This is a genomic window from Alcanivorax sp. UBA3183, from assembly GCF_002364155.1.
In the GTDB taxonomy this organism is placed as follows: domain Bacteria; phylum Pseudomonadota; class Gammaproteobacteria; order Pseudomonadales; family Alcanivoracaceae; genus Alcanivorax; species Alcanivorax jadensis.
This window is the reverse complement of sequence record NZ_DEXN01000016.1, coordinates 14585-32596: the sequence shown is the minus strand read 5'-3', so window position 1 is coordinate 32596 and position 18012 is coordinate 14585. Positions and strand designations below refer to the sequence as shown.

Sequence of the window (18012 nt, the reverse complement as noted above, 5' to 3'; positions counted from 1 at the left end):
GCAAGGTAGCAGAAGCCAACCCCTAACTGAATCAGTCGAACTGGGACACATTACGACTCCGCGCCGGCGGCTGGTCATTTCGTATCCGTAGAAAGCTGGCAAAGCGCGGCAGGCCGTTGGCGGTGAGCCCGAAGAATTTGTAGGTCACGGTGCTGCCCACGGGCGGCGGGTCCGCCCGATCGTTATCGCTGAGGCCGCTGCCCAGTTTGAAACGTCGACCGTCCCCAGTCTCCACTACCAGCGCCCCCACCTGGCCCTGGTACTTGCCTTTACCTTCGCTGTAATCCACCACTGTTGCTTCCGCATCCTGGGAGGTTTTCACCTTGAGCAGCGTCGCCGTGCGACCGGCAGTGTAGATGCTCTCACCATGATGCAGCATCAACCCTTCACCGCCGACCGCCAGCACCCGGTCCAGACGCGCCAGCAGGGCACCGTGGTCCGTGGCCGGTCGTTGTTCTACCAGGGCCAGGTGATAGGAAGAGGTCTTGCCCACCAGCTCACGCATCCTTTTCACCCGTTCACTGAATGGCACGCCGCTGGCCGGCAGGTCGAACACCATAAAGCGGATCTGCCGCCATTCTTGCGCCTTTGGTTGCAGCCGTCGCACCGCTGCCGACACCTGGGCAAACCGGCCACGGCCCATCCACAGCTCTCCGTCCAGGGGCTGCGCGGGAAAATCGCGCAGGAACCAGCCCGGCGCGGCGATAATATTGCCGCCCCGGGACAGCAACTGCTGCCCGTCCCAGTAGGCCCGCACCCCATCCAGCTTTTCGCTGACCCAGTAGCCCTGCAGATCCATGCCCGCCTGATACACCCTGGCCAGCTGCAAAGGGGGCTCGCTGGCCCGGGCCACGGCCACCAGCAGGCACATGAGCACCATCAAGCCAACCCGCAGACATCCTTGTCTTACCGGTATTTTCACGGTCTTCTCCCTTTATTCTCGCTCGCGGTCCCAGACTGTGCCTGAAGGAGGGGCCCGGCTCTGTGCGCCATCGCAGCGCCAGTGCGTAAGAAATCACCGGTTTTGCAACAAATCCGTTGGCCGGGCATCCAATCTTCAGGAGGTAACAACTATGCGCACACTATTATTTCTGGCGGCTCTCACATTGAGCGCCCCCGTACTGGCCGCCGAGGCCTACTTTGCCGGCGGCTGTTTCTGGTGTACCGAATCGGATTTTGAAGAGCTGGATGGCGTCAGCGAAGCCATTAGCGGCTTTGCCGGGGGCGACGAGAAGAATCCCAGCTACGAGGATGTGGCCCATGGCCGCACCGGCCATACGGAAGTCGTAAAAGTCATTTATGACCCGGCGATGGTGAGCTATGACAACCTGCTCACCTGGTTCTGGCAGCACGTGGACCCTACCGACCCCAACGGCCAGTTCGTGGATCGCGGCCAGCAATACCGCAGCGCGATTTTCTATCAGACCGAGGCAGAGAAAACCGCTGCCCTGGCCTCCCGCAATACACTTGAGGAAAGCGGCCGCTTCGACAAACCGGTGATCACCGAGATTACCGAGCTGGACGCTTTCTACCCGGCGGAGGATTACCACCAGGATTACTACAAGACCCACAGCCTCAAGTACAAGTACTACCGCTACCGCTCCGGTCGCGACCAGTTTCTGCAAGAGCACTGGGACGACCCGAAGCATCGCCCCTGGCTCACCGACCAGGTCACCCAGCGCTGGCAGGGAGCGGACCAGTTCCAGCGGCCCAGCGATGAGGTGCTGAAAAAATCCCTGCCCAAGCTGGTCTACCAGGTGACTCGGGAAGACGCCACCGAGCGGGCCTTCCAGAATGAATACTTCGATCATAAAGCCGAGGGGATCTACGTGGATGTGATCAGCGGTGAGCCGCTGTTTTCCTCCACGGACAAGTACAAATCCGGCACCGGCTGGCCCAGCTTTACCCAGCCCATCGACAAGGCATTCGTAACGCTGGCGGAAGACAACAAGCTATGGGCCACCCGCACGGAAGTGCGCAGCCGCTACGCGGATTCCCACCTGGGCCATGTGTTCAGTGACGGTCCGGAGCCCACCGGCCAGCGCTGGTGTCTGAACTCCGCCGCGCTGCGCTTTGTGCCCAAGGCCGAAATGGAGAAACAGGGTTACGGGGAATACCTATCCCTGTTTGAGTGATGGCAGCCGTGGCCGGTTGATGACAATGGCGATCACCCCGGCCACCGCCAGCGCCCAGCAGTAATGGATGGCACCGACCAGCGCCAGCGGCGACAGCCCGGCAATGGAGCAGGCCAGCAGCACCTGGGCGCCGTAGGGAATCAGCCCCTGTACCACGCAGGAAAAGATATCCAGCACACTGGCGGAACGACGCAGGTCCACGCCATGGTCTTCGGCGATGTCCCGGGCCATCTCGCCGGTGAGTACGATGGCCACGGTGTTGTTGGCCACGAACACATTGGCCACCACCACCAGCAAGGCAATGCCCACTTCCCCCGCCCGTTGCAGCGGTAGTTTAAGCCAGCGGGTCAGGCCGTGAATGCGCTCGATCAACCAGCGGGTGCCGCCCTGATCCGTCATCAGTTGCGACAGGCCGCCGATCAGCATGGACAGCAGCATGATCTCGAACATGCTTTCGAAACCGCTGTAGACCGCCCCGTTCACCTGGGCCAGCCCGTAGTCCGTCCCCTGCACCATGCCGGTGACACCGGCCACGACGATACCGATCACCAACACCGCCAACACATTCAGGCCGCTCAGGGCCAGGGCGAAGACCAGCAGGTAAGGCAGCACCAGCCAGGGCTGTAATGGCTCCGCCTGCACCTGATGCTCACCGCCGCCCAGCATCACCAGCACCGCCACGGTCACCAGCGCCGCCGGCAGGGCAATCCAGATATTCACCCGGAACTTGTCCTTCAACGAAACGCCCTGGCTGCGAGTGGCGGCGATGGTGGTATCGGAAATCATCGACAGGTTGTCACCGAACATGGCGCCGCCCACCACAGCCCCCACCGCCAGCGGCAAGGGCAGCCCGGTGGCCTGGGCAAAGCCGGCGGCGATGGGCGCGGTGGCGGCGATGGTCCCCATGGAGGTGCCCATGGCCGTGGCGATAAAGGCCGCGATCAGAAACAGGGCCGGCAGCACCCAGTCGGAAGGAATGATGCGCAGACCGAACTGTACGGTGGCATCCACACTGCCGATGCTCTCGCTGACACTGGCAAACGCCCCGGCCAGCAGGAACACCAGGCACATGAGAATGATATTGGGGTGGCCGATCCCCGCCAGCAGGCGCTCCACACTGCGGCTCAATGCCTGCCGCGCCAGGACACAGGCCAGCACGATGGCCGCCATGGCCACCACCGGCGCCTTGATCTGGTAGAAGGCGAACTCGGTGCCCTGCAGGCTGTAGTAAATGCCGCTACCGAAAAACACCGCCATAAAGAACAGCAGCGGCAGCAAGGGCCAGGCGCGGGCAGGGGCTTGAGTCATGGATCAATCCGGATCAGCGGTGAATTCCGCACAGTGTAGAGATTCCCGCTCGGGGGCGGTACCTGCGCTACCTGTAGGAGCTTGCCTGCAAGCGAAAGCCGGAGGATGTCCCGGTGTCATCTACGAAGCCGCTGTAGGAACGGAGCGCAGCGGAGTAACGCACGTAGTTCCGTGCGGCCCGAAGGGTGAGCGAAGCGAATAACCCCGCTTGAGGGGCGAACCGCGTGCGAACGCGGAATCGACCGCAGGGCGATCAGGGACGGCAGAGCTCGACAGGTTTCAAAATTATTGCTGCCGCTCGAATCTCTGTCGCCTCGCTACGCTCGGTTCGTCCCCTGGAAGGGAACTCCTACAGCGGCATCGTATCCATGTTTTCGCAGCTCGAAACTCGTGGCTCGCTGCTGGTCTTTTCAGAATGTATCCACAAACGGCCGGCCGCCGTGGTGGCCGGTCTTGAAGCCGGACGCATTCAACCCGCGTAACAACCACTGGCGACTTTCCATGGGATCGATCACCGCATCGATCTCCAGGAAGCTGGCCATGTTTAGCGCCTTGCCCTGCTGGTAGGCCTTGGCCACCAGCTTGTCGAACAGGCGCTGCTGTTTCTCCGGGGTCGGCTGGGCCGCCAACTCCTTGGCAAAGCCCAATCGCACCGCCCCTTCCAGCCCCATGGCGCCGAACTCGGCGCTGGGCCAGGCGGCGGTGAACAACGGCGAATGAAAGCTGCCCGCCGCCATGGCCTGGGCGCCCAGCCCATAGCCCTTGCGCAGCACCAGAGTAAAGAACGGCACGGTAAGGCTGGCGGCGGTGACGAACATGCGCGACACATGGCGCACCGTGCCCTGCTTTTCTGCTTCCGGCCCGACCATGAAACCGGGGGTGTCGCACAGGGACACCATGGGCAACCCGAACGCTTCGCACAGCTGCATAAAGCGCGCCGCCTTGTCGCCGCCCACTGCGTCAATGGCACCCCCCAGGTGCTGAGGATCGTTGGCGATCAGGCCGAACGGCTTGCCTTCGATGCGCACCAGCGCGGTGATCATGCCGGGGGAAAACGCCCGCCGCAGTTCCAGCACTGAACCGGTATCAGCCAGCGTCTCGATGACCCGACGCATGTCATACACGCGGGTACGTTTTTCCGGAATGCGGTGACGCAGCTCGCGCTGGTCCGCCGCCTGCCAGGCCGCCACCGAGCCCTGGAAATAGGACAGGTACTGTTTGGCCACGGCCACCGCCTCGGCTTCATCGCGGACTCGCACATCCACCACCCCGTTGGCCGCCTGCACACTGACCGGCCCCACCTCTTCCGGGGTAAAGCGCCCCAGGCCACCGCCTTCGATCATGGCCGGCCCGGCCATACCGATGGAGGCATCTTCGGTGGCGATGATCACATCGCAGCAGCCCAACAGGGCGGCGTTACCGGCAAAGCAGCGGCCCGAACCGATACCCACCAGTGGCACCTGACCAGACAGCGCCGCCATGGCTGCAAAGGTATGGCAATCCAGTCCGGCCACGCCGACAAAATCCGTATCCCCCGGGCGCCCGCCGCCGCCCTCGGCAAACAGCACCAGTGGCATCTTCCACTGACCGGCCAACTGCAACAGGCGATCGGTCTTCTTGTGATTCATCATTCCCTGGGTACCGGCAAACACGGTGTAGTCGTAACTCATGGCCATCACCCGCGCGGCCTGCTCGCCCACCTGATCCGCGTTGACCGTGCCGGTGCCGCCAACCAACCCGTCCGCCGGACTCATGGCCTGCAGTTCCTCGGCACTGCGACGGCGGCGCTGGGCCGCCAGGGCCATGGCGCCATATTCCTGGAAGCTGCCCGCATCGAGCAGATGGTCGAGATTTTCCCGGGCAGTTCGCTTGCCCTTGCGGTGGCGCTTTGCCACCGCCTGGGGACGGCCTTCATCGCTGATGGCCTGATGGCGATCCAGCACCTCCGCCAGATCCTTGCGGATATGATCCAGATCCACGCTTTCTTCCGTGGCGATGGCATCGCCTTCCACTTCACCGGGTTCCACAAACAGCAGCGGCGTAGCGTCGTTCAGGGCATCCCCCTCTGCGGCGGCCAGGCTATGCACCCGACCGGATGTGGCAGCGCGCACCTCGAATTCCATCTTCATGGCTTCCAGCACCGCCACCACCTGACCCACCTGCACGGTGTCACCCTGTTGCACCAGCAGGGACACCAAGACTCCGGTGGTGGGGCTGAGCAAGACATCGCAGCCTGTCGGCGTCGCCACGGTTTCCATGGCTAGAGCCGAGGCAGACGCAGGTAATGCCGCAGACGCATCGGGCAGGGCCGCCAGCAACTCGGCAAGATGGCTTTCCACATAGCCCGTGGTTATCGCATTGGCCTGCACCGCGTCACTGGCCAGCAAGGCCTGCAGCAGCGGCAGATTGTTTTGCACACCGTCAATGCGGGTTTGTTTCAGCGCCCGGCGGGCCCGCTGCAATACTGACCCGTAATCCGAACCGGTGACGATCAGCTTGGCCAGCAGGGAATCGTAGGCCGGGCTCACCGGGTACCCGGCGTAGCCATAACCGTCCACGCGGATGCCCGGGCCACTGGCCGGCTCATAGGCGGTGAGGGTGCCCGCCGCCGGCGCGGTACTACCATCGGCCGCGAGGGTTTCCAGGTTGAGGCGCAGCTGAACTGCCATGCCCTCACAGGCCGGGGCGGTTTCCAGATTCAGGTCTGCGAGACTCGCCCCCGCCGCCAGATGAATCTGCGTCTGCACCAGATCCACCCCGGTGACCTGCTCGGTGACGGTATGCTCCACCTGCACCCGCGGGTTGGCCTCCATGAAATAGAAGCGGTCCTGGTCTGGCTCCACCAGAAATTCGAAGGTGCCGATCCCCCGATAGTTCACCGCCGCAGCCAGGGTCATGGCGCTGTCGATAATGCGATCACGCAGGGCGGGATCCAGACCCGGCGCCGGCGCGAATTCCACCAGCTTTTGATGACGGCGCTGCAGGGTACAGTCCCGCTCCCACAAATGGCTCACCACGCCACTTCCATCGCCCAATACCTGCACTTCGATATGCCGGGCAGACTCGACCAGTTGCTCCACGTAAACGGCGTCATTACCAAAGGCAGCCCTGGCTTCCGACTGACAACGGGCATAGGCCGCCTCAAGCGTTGCCGGGTCAGTCACCGCTCGCATACCACGCCCGCCGCCACCGCTGAGCGCCTTGATCATTACCCCACTCCCCTGCAGTGACGCCATGAACGCTTTCGCCGCTTCCAGCGACACCGCCTGCGCCGTGCCCTGCACCAGCGGCACCTGACAGCGCGCTGCCAGCGCCCGGGCCGCCGCCTTGTCGCCAAACAGGCGCAATGTCTCTGCCCCCGGCCCGATCAGGGTAATGCCCGCCTCAGCACACTGCTCAGCAAAGTCCGCATTCTCGGCCAGAAAGCCATAACCGGGATGAATCGCCTCGCAACCCTGCTCCCTGGCAATGGCAATCAACTGCACCCCATCCAGGTAGGCAGGCACACCCCGGCCCGGCAACGCCACCGCTTCATCCGCCTGACGGGCGTGCAGAGAGGCCGCATCGTCCTGGGCATACACACCCACGGAACGCACCCCCAGATCCGCGCAGGCAGAGGCAATACGAATGGCAATCTCGCCACGGTTGGCGATGAGGATGGCAGTAAACGAAACAGACACGGCGAACTCCAGGCGGTGAAACGCGAAGACCACAGTGTAGCCAGCTGGCAGGGGGGATGACATTGATTGGCATGCATGGGCCGCCATGCATCCGGTTAATCGGGCTTCGTGACCTTACTGCCCTTCACCGCCGGCGCCAGCAAGAAAGGAAGGATTTCTGTGGGAGCGTACCTACACGGGAAACCGGCGGTGGGAAATTCGCGTGCAGGCACGCTCCCACAACCCTTGTCTATTCTCGCGACAGACCTCTGCCATCACCCGCCTAGCCCACAAACGACTCCGGGCTGTAACCACAATGAAAACCAAACGGCACATGGTTCTTCAGCGGCACCACGGCCACTTCTTCCAGATTGCGGGCATCGAAGATCACCACTTCGCTGCTGTGATCTCGGGCATCATAGAGCATGCTCACCAGCCAGCCTTCCTGATTTTCATCTTGCTCACGGGGCGGCACATGCATGGCTTCAGAGGTATAACGGCCTTCACCCAGTGCGTGCGCCTTCACCTTGCCGGTTTGCAGATCAATTCGTTCCACGCCATCGAAGAAAGTAGAATTGCCACTCATCATGCAGGCGGCATACATCACCGAGGTGGGCTGGGTAGTGTAGCGTTGATCCCACTGGGGAAACTCGCCGCCCAGGGCCTCCTTGTATTCGTTGGCCTCAATCGTGCCACTGTGGAGATCCAGGCGGTAGCGCATGAATCGCCCGGCAGCGGTATCGCCATTGCTGTGGAGCACATTGCGCAACTGCTCATTCACCGAAAAATCCTCGTAGCGGGTCAGATCCACTTCGATCTTTCCGTCGTCGGTTTCCCAGGCATTGGAGAAGTGAATCGCCACAAAGGGATCGTCAACGGTGAACACCTTTTCCACCTGAAAATCTGCTGTGCGCACCACATAGATTTTCATGCCCAGCTCCCGGCGCCAGGCAATGGCCTGATCGAACGGAATCAGTCCCGCCAGCCAGGGGACCGGTGACGTCATGGCGATGGGGGACTGAAAGAAGACCATATAGTTTTCAGTAAGCGCGAAGTCGTGGCAGAAGCTGAGGAAATCCACCTCAAAAAACCCCTTCTCCACCAGATGCCCGGACGGGGCGATCTTGTAGAGATCAATGGCGCCCTTGCCAGTGAGCATGCCCTTTGGATTGAACGACGGGCGAATACCGAAGTTGTAGCAGACACCGGTGCGCGGATTGACCTTGCCATGGGCACTGAAGGCATTGAACTTGCCCAGCTTGCCGTCGTAGTCGTACTCGCCAATAGTCTCCAGGGTGGCCGGGTCGAGCTGCCACGGACGACCGCCTTCCCACAACGCCAGCAGCTTGCCGCCGTGATAGATCAGGTTGGTGTTGGCACAGTTGGCCGGCAGGCGGCCCATGTTTTTGCGGATGCCACCGGGCGCATTGTGGCCGAAGCTTCGCATGACGATTTTGTTGGCCCTGGTTTCCGCCAGGTACTTGGGAGTGCGCACATAACGGTTGCGGTAGACCACACCGTAACTCGTGAAGGACACGGAATGCAGCATGCCATCGCCATCAAACCAGTGACCGAACTCCTGCCCCCCGATCTTGTTGCGCCCCGGGCCGATACGGAAAAAGGTGCCGCTCACGGCATCCGGGATCGTGCCCTTTACTGCGTTGAGAGGAACAAGGTAGTCCAGCTCTTCGTTGAGCGCTTCAAAACCACCGTGATGCGTTACCGGCTTACCGGGAGACGTCCGTAGCGAACTCACTTCTGCCGTCATGGGATAACCCCTGCATTTTTCTTGTCAGAGCTCCCTTTCTAAGCCTCGATGGGGTGGTGTGCAAGGTGGGTTAAACAGCTAATTGTTTGGTGTTTCACTGTGTGGATGATGGGGGGGGGTTGGGATGGACGGTTGTGCTGTTGGATACGAGGGAAGACCTGACCACCGTGATCCTTGGTAATTCATGCGTGTCGTTGGTTTCTGCCATTTCACTGACAGATTTCATTCATCGAGATCTCATATTCAAATCCTGAATAATACTGCTTACTAACATAAATAGTTTGCTTCTGTGAACACCTTCCATGGCCTACATAACGTATGAATTTGACGTCTGTATGATCGCTACAATCAACACACTCAAAACCATGAAACAACAGCTCCGCAGCACCGCCCATTCCTCCTTTCCCACTAGTGTCATTAACAGCTCTGATAAATTCATTAAACTCCGCCAATGACTCGAAGCGAGCTTCATAGTTCGGGTTAACATACGTGATATATGGTCCCCATCCCCCCTCAGTCTCTTTCCGACTTTGATTTATCCATGTTCCTGGAATAGCCAGCGCGAAAGAATCTGAAACAAGGCTTATTGGAACATCTACAAGATTGAATGGGAGCCAGAACATAAAGAGTCCGCCAAACTCTGAATCAGTTGTTGCAGCATCACCAAACCATAGAAAATTCTGTTGTGTAGCAGCATAAAGGCCCGGAGCCATTACCTTATATCGTGCGCTGTTAACGCTTTTCTCAGTTCCATCTTTGAAATAAACAGACTTTGTCGCGCATCCGGACAGAAGCATAAGCGTAAAAGAAACCAGATAAATTAACTTTCGCAAGATATCCCCCAATTCATGCGTGTCCCCGATTACTATTCTTTCTTTTTATCGGCGGGTTCCCCCGCGCAGACAACCCGTGTCCCAGCGATCATGTCATGAAACCCTTTCTGCTCCCGGGAAACAAGCACGGGAATAAAGAGGAAGACATTCAGAGACACCACCAGCGAGAACAGCAAGCAGCGGCGGAACCATTGAAAGCCGGATGGAGGCTGGCCGGTTTGCGCATCCACAACCTTCAAGCCAAATAGCCGTTTCCCCAGATGCAGACCTGTCAACCAGTACACAAAGAAGCCCAGGGGTATAGCCAGCAGCATCAGGGCTTCAGCAGGCATGAAACCTGCCACTAGCCCGGCGTCCACGGCGATTTTATTGCCTAGCATGATCACGCCTGCAACCAGCACCAAATCAATGATGAATGCCGGGATCCTGAGCAGCGCTGTCTTCATTTCCATATGCCGATTCCTTTTTATTCTTTGTTCAAGACAATAAAAAGCCCGGCGACGCCGGGCTCGTTGTTAACTATTCACTATTAACTGTTAACTGTTTTTATTCAACCGTCACCGACTTCGCCAAATTCCTCGGCTGATCCACATCGGTGCCGCGCAAGACAGCCACGTGATAGCTGAGCAGCTGCAGCGGCACGGTGTAGACGATGGGGGCAATGGTTTCCGGCACGGCGGGCATGTTCAGCACGTGGATGCCTTCGCCTTCTTTCACGTGGGCGTGCTTGTCGGCGAACACATAGAGCTCACCACCGCGGGCACGGACTTCCTGCAGGTTGGATTTCAGTTTTTCCAGCAGTTCGTCGTTGGGTGCCACGGACACCACCGGCATGTCGCTGTCTACCAGCGCCAGGGGGCCGTGCTTGAGTTCGCCGGCCGGGTAGGCTTCGGCGTGGATGTAGGAAATTTCCTTGAGCTTGAGGGCGCCTTCCAGGGCCACCGGGAATTGCACGCCACGGCCCAGGAACAGGGTGTGGTGTTTTTCCACGAAGGCTTCGGACAGTTTTTCGATGGGCTTGTCCAAAGCAACGGTCTGTTCGATCAGGTTGGGCAGCTGGCGCAGTTCGTCGAGGATGCCTTCGATGCGGGCATCGTCCAGGCCTTTCTGGCGGCCCAGGGCCAGCACCAGCATAAGCAGGCCGGTGAGCTGGGTGGTGAAGGCCTTGGTGGAGGCCACGCCGATTTCCGGGCCGGCCTTGGTGAGGAACACCAGTTCGGATTCGCGCACCAGGGAGGAGCTGTCCACGTTGCAGATGGCCAGGCGGCCCACGTAGTTGGGGGACGCGGTGTCACGCAGGGCGGCCAGGGTGTCGGCGGTTTCACCGCTCTGGGAGATGGTGACGAACAGGGTGCCTTCCGGTACCACATGGTTGCGGTAGCGGAATTCGCTGGCCACTTCTACCTGGCAGGGGATGCCGGCGATATCTTCCAGCCAGTAACGGGCCACCATGCCGGCGTGGTAGCTGGTGCCACAGGCGACGATCTGGACGGTTTTCACCTTGTCGAAAATGGCCGGGGCTTTTTCGCCGAAGGCGTCGATCAGGCTCGCCGGGCTGTCGATGCGATCTTCCAGGGTTTTCTGGATCGCCGCCGGCTGCTCGAAGATTTCCTTCTGCATGTAATGGCGGTACTCGCCTTTTTCCGCGTCTTCGTGGCTGCCGTCGAATTCGTGGGTGTCACGGTTGGCCGGCTTGCCCTGTGCATCGACGATGCGGATGTTGTCGGTGCTGATTTCCGCCTGGTCACCCTCTTCCAGGAAGATGAAGCGGTTGGTCACCGGCAGCAGGGCCAGCTGGTCGGAGGCGATGTAGTTTTCGTCGATGCCCAGGCCGATGACCAGCGGGCTGCCGGAGCGTACGGCGACCAGTTTGTGGGGCTCGTCCTTGTGGATGACACCCAAGGCGTAGGCGCCATCCAGTTTCTTCACCACTTGCTGCACGGCGGTGAACAGATCCACGCCGGTGGCCAGTACCTGGTGGAGCAGGTGCACGATGACTTCGGTGTCGGTCTGGGATTGGAAGTCATAACCGGCGGCTTCCAGTTCGTCTTTCAGTTCCTGGAAGTTTTCGATGATGCCGTTGTGCACTAGGGCCAGATCGCTGCCGGACATGTGCGGGTGAGCATTGGCTTCGGAGGGCTTGCCGTGGGTGGCCCAGCGGGTGTGGGCGATGCCGGTAAAGCCGCTGGCATGCTCTTCCGTGGTGGCGGCTTCCAGGCCAGCGACTTTACCCTGGCGACGCACCCGGGTAATGCCGGAATCGTTGAGCAGCGCCACACCTGCACTGTCGTAGCCCCGGTATTCCAGGCGCTTGAGGCCAGTGATCAGGATATTGGTCACATTACGCTGGGCAATGGCCCCGACGATTCCACACATGTTGGTTTCCTTGAATATGGCTTGCCGGCAGTCTTTGCGGATTCTCTGCCGTGTCTATTCGCCATGCGAGCATGGCTCCAACGAATTCGATTACTTCTTTTGCGGGCGTTTCCAGTCGCTGACGTTGCGCTGCTGGCCACGGGCTACAGCCAGGCCGTTGTCGTCCACGTCCTTGGTGATGGTGCTGCCGGCGCCCACGGTGGCATTTTCGCCGATGGTAACCGGTGCCACCAGTGACGAATTGGAGCCGATGAAGGCACCGTCTTTCATCACTGTCTGGAATTTGTTGGCGCCATCGTAATTGCAGGTGATGGTGCCGGCGCCCACATTGACGCCCTTGCCGATCTGGCTGTCGCCGATGTAGGTCAGATGGTTCACCTTGGAACCTTCGCCCACATAGGACTTCTTGGTTTCCACAAAGTTGCCGATCTTGGCGTTGTCGGCCAGTTCGGTGCCGGGGCGCAGGCGGGCGTAGGGGCCGATGGTGCATTGCTCGCCGACGATGGCGCCATCCACCAGGCTGTTGGCTTCGATGACGGTGCCGGCACCGATGTTGGTATCGCGGATAATGCAGTTGGGGCCGATGACCACGCCTTCCTCGATGGTGACATCGCCTTCCAGCACCACGTTCACATCGATGATCACATCCGTGGCGATCTGCACGCTGCCGCGGACATCCAGGCGGTTCGGGTCGCGCAGGGTGACACCGTCGCGCATCAGGGATTCGGCCTGGGCCAACTGGTAAATACGCTCCAGGCGGGACAGCTGCACCCGGTCGTTAATGCCATCCACTTCCCAGGCGAATTGCGGCTGCAGGGTTTCCACCGTCAGGCCGGACTGCACCGCCATGGCGATCACGTCGGTCAGGTAGTATTCGCCCTGGGCATTATTGCTGGATAGCTTCGGCAGGCAGTCATCCAGGAAACTACGGGTACAGGCCAGGATGCCGGTGTTGATTTCCGGAATACCCAGCTCCGCTTCGCTGGCGTCTTTCTGCTCGACGATACGCTGCACGTTGTTCTGACCATCACGGACTATGCGGCCATAGCCGCTGGGGTCATCCAGGGTCAGGGTCATCAGTGCCAGGGTTTTGTCATCCACGGAGGCGACAAAATCCCGCAGGGTTTCCGGGCGGATCAGGGGCACGTCGCCGTACAGCACCAGTACGATATCTTCCTTCACTAGGGGCATGGCCTGGGCCACCGCATGGCCGGTACCCAGCTGCTCGGCCTGCTCTGCCCATTGCAGGTGATCGCCGTTGACGATGTGCTTGACCTGATCGCCACCGTGGCCGTAAACGATAATGGTGTTGTCGGCAGCCAGGCTGGTGGCGGCATCCACCACATGCTGGACCATGGCCTTGCCGGCCACTTCATGCAGCACCTTGGGCAACGCACTTTTCATGCGGGTGCCTTTGCCGGCGGCGAGAATAACGACTGCAATAGACCCTGAACTCATACCCTGTCCTTATGTTTTTACCCTTGTCGCGATGTACCGTGCGGCTTTATAGCATCACATCGTGACATTTCTGTCTCTTGACCTGAATCCATGACAGAAACAAAAAAGGGTAGCACTTGGCTACCCCCTTCTGTGTTGAAGAATTGCAAAAGGTGCTTACCGCCCTTTCTTCTTCAACTGTTGTATTGCTCGCAACTGAGCCACGGACTCGGCCAGGGTGGCGGCGGCACGGGAGTAATCCATTTCGGAGTTCTTCCCTTCCAATGCTTCCTTGGCGCGCTGTTTTGCCTGTTCGGCAGCAGCTTCGTCCATGTTGTCGGCACGTTCTGCGGTATCGGCCAGCACAGTTACCAGCTTCGGCTGCACTTCCAGGAAGCCGCCGGATACGTAGAACACTTCTTCGTCACCATTCTGCTTCTTCACCCGTACCGGACCCGGTTTGAGCCGGGTCAGCAGTGGGGCGTGGCCCGGCATGATACCGAGATCGCCTTCCACACCGGAGGCCACCACGATTTCAACCAGACCGGAGAACAGCTGGCGTTCTGCACTAACAATGTCGCAATGCACGGTCATCGCCATTTGCTTGTCTCCCGGTGCAGGTTACTTGCTACGTTTGTTGTAGGCTTCTACCACTTCGTCGATAGAACCCTTCATGTAGAAATCCTGCTCCGGGATGTGATCGTAATCACCGTCAAGGATGCCCCGGAAACCGGTGAGGGTGTCCTTCAGGGAAACATACTTGCCCGGAGAGCCAGTAAATACTTCGGCCACGAAGAACGGCTGGGACAGGTAACGTTCGATCTTACGAGCACGGGCAACGATGGTCTTGTCTTCTTCAGACAGTTCGTCCATGCCCAGGATCGCAATGATGTCCTTCAGTTCCTTGAAGCGCTGCAGTACAGACTGCACGCCACGGGCCACGTCGTAGTGTTCCTGACCAATCACCAGCGGATCCAGCTGACGAGAGGTGGAATCGAGCGGATCGATCGCCGGGTAGATACCCTTGGAGGCGATGTCACGGCTCAGTACCACGGTGGCATCCAAGTGAGCAAAGGTGGTTGCCGGAGACGGGTCAGTCAAGTCATCCGCAGGTACGTATACGGCCTGAACGGAAGTAATGGAACCGGTCTTGGTGGAAGTAATACGCTCCTGCAGAACGCCCATCTCTTCCGCCAGGGTCGGCTGGTAACCTACCGCTGAAGGCATACGGCCCAGCAGTGCAGATACTTCGGTACCCGCCAGGGTGTAACGGTAGATGTTATCCACGAAGAACAGTACGTCACGGCCTTCGTCACGGAACTTCTCGGCCATGGTCAGACCGGTCAGCGCTACACGCAGACGGTTACCTGGCGGCTCGTTCATCTGACCGTAAACCAGCGATACCTTATCCAGTACGTTGGAGTCCTTCATTTCGTGGTAGAAGTCGTTACCCTCACGAGTACGCTCACCCACACCGGCAAACACGGAGAAACCGGAGTGCTCGATCGCGATGTTCCGGATCAGCTCCATCATGTTTACGGTTTTACCTACACCCGCACCACCGAACAGGCCAACCTTACCGCCTTTGGCGAAAGGACAAACCAGGTCGATTACCTTGATGCCGGTTTCCAGCAGTTCGTTGGTGGCTGCCTGGTCCGCATAGGTAGGAGCAGCACGGTGAATCGGCATGCGCTCTTCTTCACCGATCGGGCCGGCTTCGTCGATGGGTCGACCCAGCACGTCCATGATACGGCCCAGGGTCTTGGTGCCCACCGGAACCTGAATCGGCTCACCAGTGTCGACCACGTCAAGACCACGCTTCAGACCTTCGGTGGAGCCCATGGCAATGGTACGGACAACGCCGTCGCCCAGCTGTTGCTGAACTTCCAGCGTGGTTTCAGTACCGTCCACGGTGAGGGCGTCATATACCTTCGGTACGCCGTCGCGCGGGAATTCCACGTCGATCACAGCACCGATGATCTGAACAATACGACCGCTACTCATGCTTGCATCCTCTTAACTTGCGTTTTTGCCGCGTTCTTTCTACCAGTCTGCTGACAAATCAGACCGCAGCAGCACCACCAACGATTTCGGAGATTTCCTGCGTAATAGCAGCCTGGCGTGCTTTGTTGTACACCAGCTGCAGATCACGAATGATGTCGCCGGCGTTATCACTGGCCGCTTTCATCGCTACCATTCGCGCTGCCTGCTCACAGGCATTGTTTTCTACCACGCCCTGATACACCTGGGACTCGATGAACCGCACCAGCAACTCGTCGAGCAGTGCTTTCGGAGCCGGCTCGTAAATATAGTCCCAGTGGCGCTTGAACTCTTCATCATCTGCTGCTTCCAGCGGCAGCATCTGAATGTTCTTGGGCGCCTGGGTCATGGTGTTCACGAACTCGTTGTACACGATGTACAAGCGGTCGATCTCACCATTATCGTAGGCATCCAGCATCGCCTTGATGGAACCGATCAGGTCGTTCAGGTGCGGGGAATCCCCCAGACCGGACACTGTCGCTTCCACATTGCCGCCAACACTCTTGAAGAAAGAAACACCCTTGGAGCCCACTACGCAGTACTGGGCCTTGGCGCCTTTTTCTTCCCACTCTCGCGAGCTTTTGACGACATTCTTGAGCAGGTTTACGTTGAGGCCACCGCAGAGACCCCGATCGGAGGTCACTACGATGTAGCCAACGTTCTTCACTTCCCGCTCTTGCAGGTAGCTGTGCCGGTATTCCAGATCGGCATTGGCCAGATGTGCAACCACCTGACGCATACGAGTTGCGTAGGGCTTGCTTGCCGCCATACGCTCCTGCGCTTTACGCATCTTGGAGGCTGCCACCATTTCCATTGCACGGGTAATCTTCTTCGTGCTCTGGACGCTGGCAATTTTGCCTTTGATCTCTTTACCGCTGGCCATAGGAAGTACCCTTTTTCAGCGAATTACCAGGTCTGGGTGGCTTTGAACTGATCGAGAGATTCTTTAATCTCGGCTTCGATCTCGCCGTTGTAGTCACCCTTCTCGTTGATTTTGTCCATCAACGCTTTCTTTTCGCTGTTCATGTAATCCAGCAGAGCCGCTTCGAAGGCGCCGATTTTCTCGACTTCCATCCCTTTCAGGTAGCCTTCGTTCGCTGCGTACAGAACAACACCCATTTCGGCAACGCTCATGGGGCTGTACTGCTTCTGTTTCATCAGCTCGGTAACCGCCTGACCATGCTCCAGCTGTTCGCGGGTGGAGTCATCCAGGTCGGATGCGAACTGGGCGAATGCCGCCAGTTCACGGTACTGAGCCAGAGCCAGACGAATACCGCCGCCGAGCTTCTTAACGATCTTGGTCTGCGCGGAGCCACCTACACGGGATACGGATACACCCGCGTTCATCGCCGGACGAATACCGGAGTTGAACAGGTCGGTTTCCAGGAAGATCTGACCATCGGTAATGGAAATTACGTTGGTCGGTACGAAAGCGGAAACGTCACCACCCTGGGTTTCGATGATCGGCAGTGCGGTCAGAGAACCGGTTTTGCCTTTCACTTCACCGTTGGTGAACTGCTCAACGTAATCTTCGTTTACCTTGGCGGCGCGTTCCAGCAGACGGGAGTGCAGGTAGAACACGTCACCAGGATAAGCTTCACGACCCGGAGGACGACGCAGCAGCAGGGAAATCTGACGATATGCCCAGGCTTGCTTGGTCAGATCATCATAAACGATCAGTGCATCTTCGCCGCGATCACGGAAGTACTCGCCCATGGTGCAACCGGCAAACGGTGCCAGGAACTGCATGGAAGCGGGATCGGAAGCGGAGGCCGCAACGATGATGGTGTTTTCCATCGCGCCGTGCTCTTCCAGCTTGCGCACCACGTTGGCAATGGTGGACTGCTTCTGACCGATGGCGACGTAGACACACTTAATGCCGGAGTCTTTCTGGTTGATGATCGCATCAACCGCTACCGCGGTCTTACCAATCTGACGGTCACCAATGATCAGCTCACGCTGACCACGGCCGATCGGCACCATGGCATCAATGGACTTGTAACCGGTCTGGACAGGCTCGTTAACCTCACGACGCCAGATAACGCCAGGCGCTACCTTTTCAACTGCGTCGGTCTGCTTGGCATCGATCGGGCCTTTGCCGTCGATCGGGTTACCCAGGGAGTCCACAACACGACCCAGCAGTTCCGGGCCAGTAGGGACTTCCAGGATGCGGCCGGTACAACGTACCTTCTGACCTTCGGCCAGACCCAGGTAATCACCCAGGACCACGGCACCCACAGAGTCTTGCTCCAGGTTAAGGGCCATGCCGAAGATGCCGCCCTCAAACTCGATCATCTCGCCGAACATCACGTCGGCCAGACCATGAATACGCACGATACCATCGGATACGGATACGACCGTGCCCTCGTTGCGTGCTTCGGTGGAGGTATCAAGTTTCGCAATGCGCGATTTGATAATCTCGCTGATTTCGGACGGGTTGAGTTGCTGCATCTCTA

General features: G+C 59.2%; 13 protein-coding genes. 1 reads left to right on the top strand and 12 read right to left on the bottom strand.

Annotated elements, in window-relative coordinates; genetic code table 11:
* Positions 1-31: 31 nt before the first annotated feature.
* Entirely contained in the window at positions 32-922 is an 891-nt protein-coding gene (locus tag B3Q33_RS07080; RefSeq protein WP_272963047.1) for a DNA ligase, read from the bottom strand.
* Positions 923-1073: 151 nt separating this feature from the next.
* Between B3Q33_RS07080 and msrB the strand changes: the two genes are divergently transcribed.
* The gene (gene msrB, locus B3Q33_RS07075; RefSeq protein WP_272963048.1) at positions 1074-2135 is read left to right on the top strand and encodes a peptide-methionine (R)-S-oxide reductase MsrB; all 1062 of its coding nucleotides are present in this window, start codon (positions 1074-1076) and stop codon (positions 2133-2135) included.
* Here the strand turns inward: msrB and B3Q33_RS07070 are convergent.
* The 11 genes from B3Q33_RS07070 to atpA all read right to left on the bottom strand — a co-directional run bounded on the left by B3Q33_RS07070 (position 2118) and on the right by atpA (position 18007).
* Complete coding sequence (locus B3Q33_RS07070) at positions 2118-3443, bottom strand: Na+/H+ antiporter NhaC family protein (RefSeq protein ID WP_272963049.1); 1326 nt, start codon at positions 3441-3443, stop codon at positions 2118-2120. The genes msrB and B3Q33_RS07070 overlap by 18 nt on opposite strands.
* A 410-nt stretch (positions 3444-3853) precedes the next feature.
* The gene (locus B3Q33_RS07065; RefSeq protein WP_272963050.1) at positions 3854-7123 is read right to left on the bottom strand and encodes a carboxyl transferase domain-containing protein; all 3270 of its coding nucleotides are present in this window, start codon (positions 7121-7123) and stop codon (positions 3854-3856) included.
* A 262-nt stretch (positions 7124-7385) separates the two neighbouring features.
* Positions 7386-8870 carry a carotenoid oxygenase family protein gene (locus B3Q33_RS07060; RefSeq protein WP_272963051.1) on the bottom strand — a complete coding sequence of 495 codons (1485 nt, stop codon included), beginning with the start codon at positions 8868-8870 and terminating at the stop codon, positions 7386-7388.
* Between the two features lie 209 nt (positions 8871-9079).
* Positions 9080-9703, bottom strand: coding sequence for a YceK/YidQ family lipoprotein (locus B3Q33_RS07055; RefSeq protein WP_146063395.1), 624 nt, complete (start codon positions 9701-9703; stop codon positions 9080-9082).
* 32 nt (positions 9704-9735) lie between these two features.
* The gene (locus B3Q33_RS07050; RefSeq protein ID WP_063509869.1) at positions 9736-10155 is read right to left on the bottom strand and encodes an RDD family protein; all 420 of its coding nucleotides are present in this window, start codon (positions 10153-10155) and stop codon (positions 9736-9738) included.
* Positions 10156-10249: 94 nt separating this feature from the next.
* Entirely contained in the window at positions 10250-12079 is a 1830-nt protein-coding gene (gene glmS, locus B3Q33_RS07045) for a glutamine--fructose-6-phosphate transaminase (isomerizing) (protein WP_273009172.1), read from the bottom strand.
* Between the two features lie 90 nt (positions 12080-12169).
* On the bottom strand, positions 12170-13537 hold the full coding sequence (gene glmU / locus B3Q33_RS07040; RefSeq protein ID WP_273009174.1) for a bifunctional UDP-N-acetylglucosamine diphosphorylase/glucosamine-1-phosphate N-acetyltransferase GlmU: 1368 nt from the start codon (positions 13535-13537) through the stop codon (positions 12170-12172).
* 156 nt (positions 13538-13693) lie between these two features.
* On the bottom strand, positions 13694-14116 hold the full coding sequence (locus B3Q33_RS07035) for a F0F1 ATP synthase subunit epsilon (RefSeq protein ID WP_273009176.1): 423 nt from the start codon (positions 14114-14116) through the stop codon (positions 13694-13696).
* A 21-nt stretch (positions 14117-14137) separates the two neighbouring features.
* A complete protein-coding gene (gene atpD / locus B3Q33_RS07030; RefSeq protein WP_272974851.1) occupies positions 14138-15520 on the bottom strand; it encodes a F0F1 ATP synthase subunit beta in 1383 nt (460 codons plus the stop codon).
* A gap of 58 nt (positions 15521-15578) precedes the next feature.
* Entirely contained in the window at positions 15579-16439 is an 861-nt protein-coding gene (atpG, locus tag B3Q33_RS07025) for a F0F1 ATP synthase subunit gamma (protein ID WP_035245635.1), read from the bottom strand.
* Between the two features lie 23 nt (positions 16440-16462).
* A complete protein-coding gene (gene atpA / locus B3Q33_RS07020; RefSeq protein WP_272963053.1) occupies positions 16463-18007 on the bottom strand; it encodes a F0F1 ATP synthase subunit alpha in 1545 nt (514 codons plus the stop codon).
* Positions 18008-18012 lie beyond the last annotated feature (5 nt).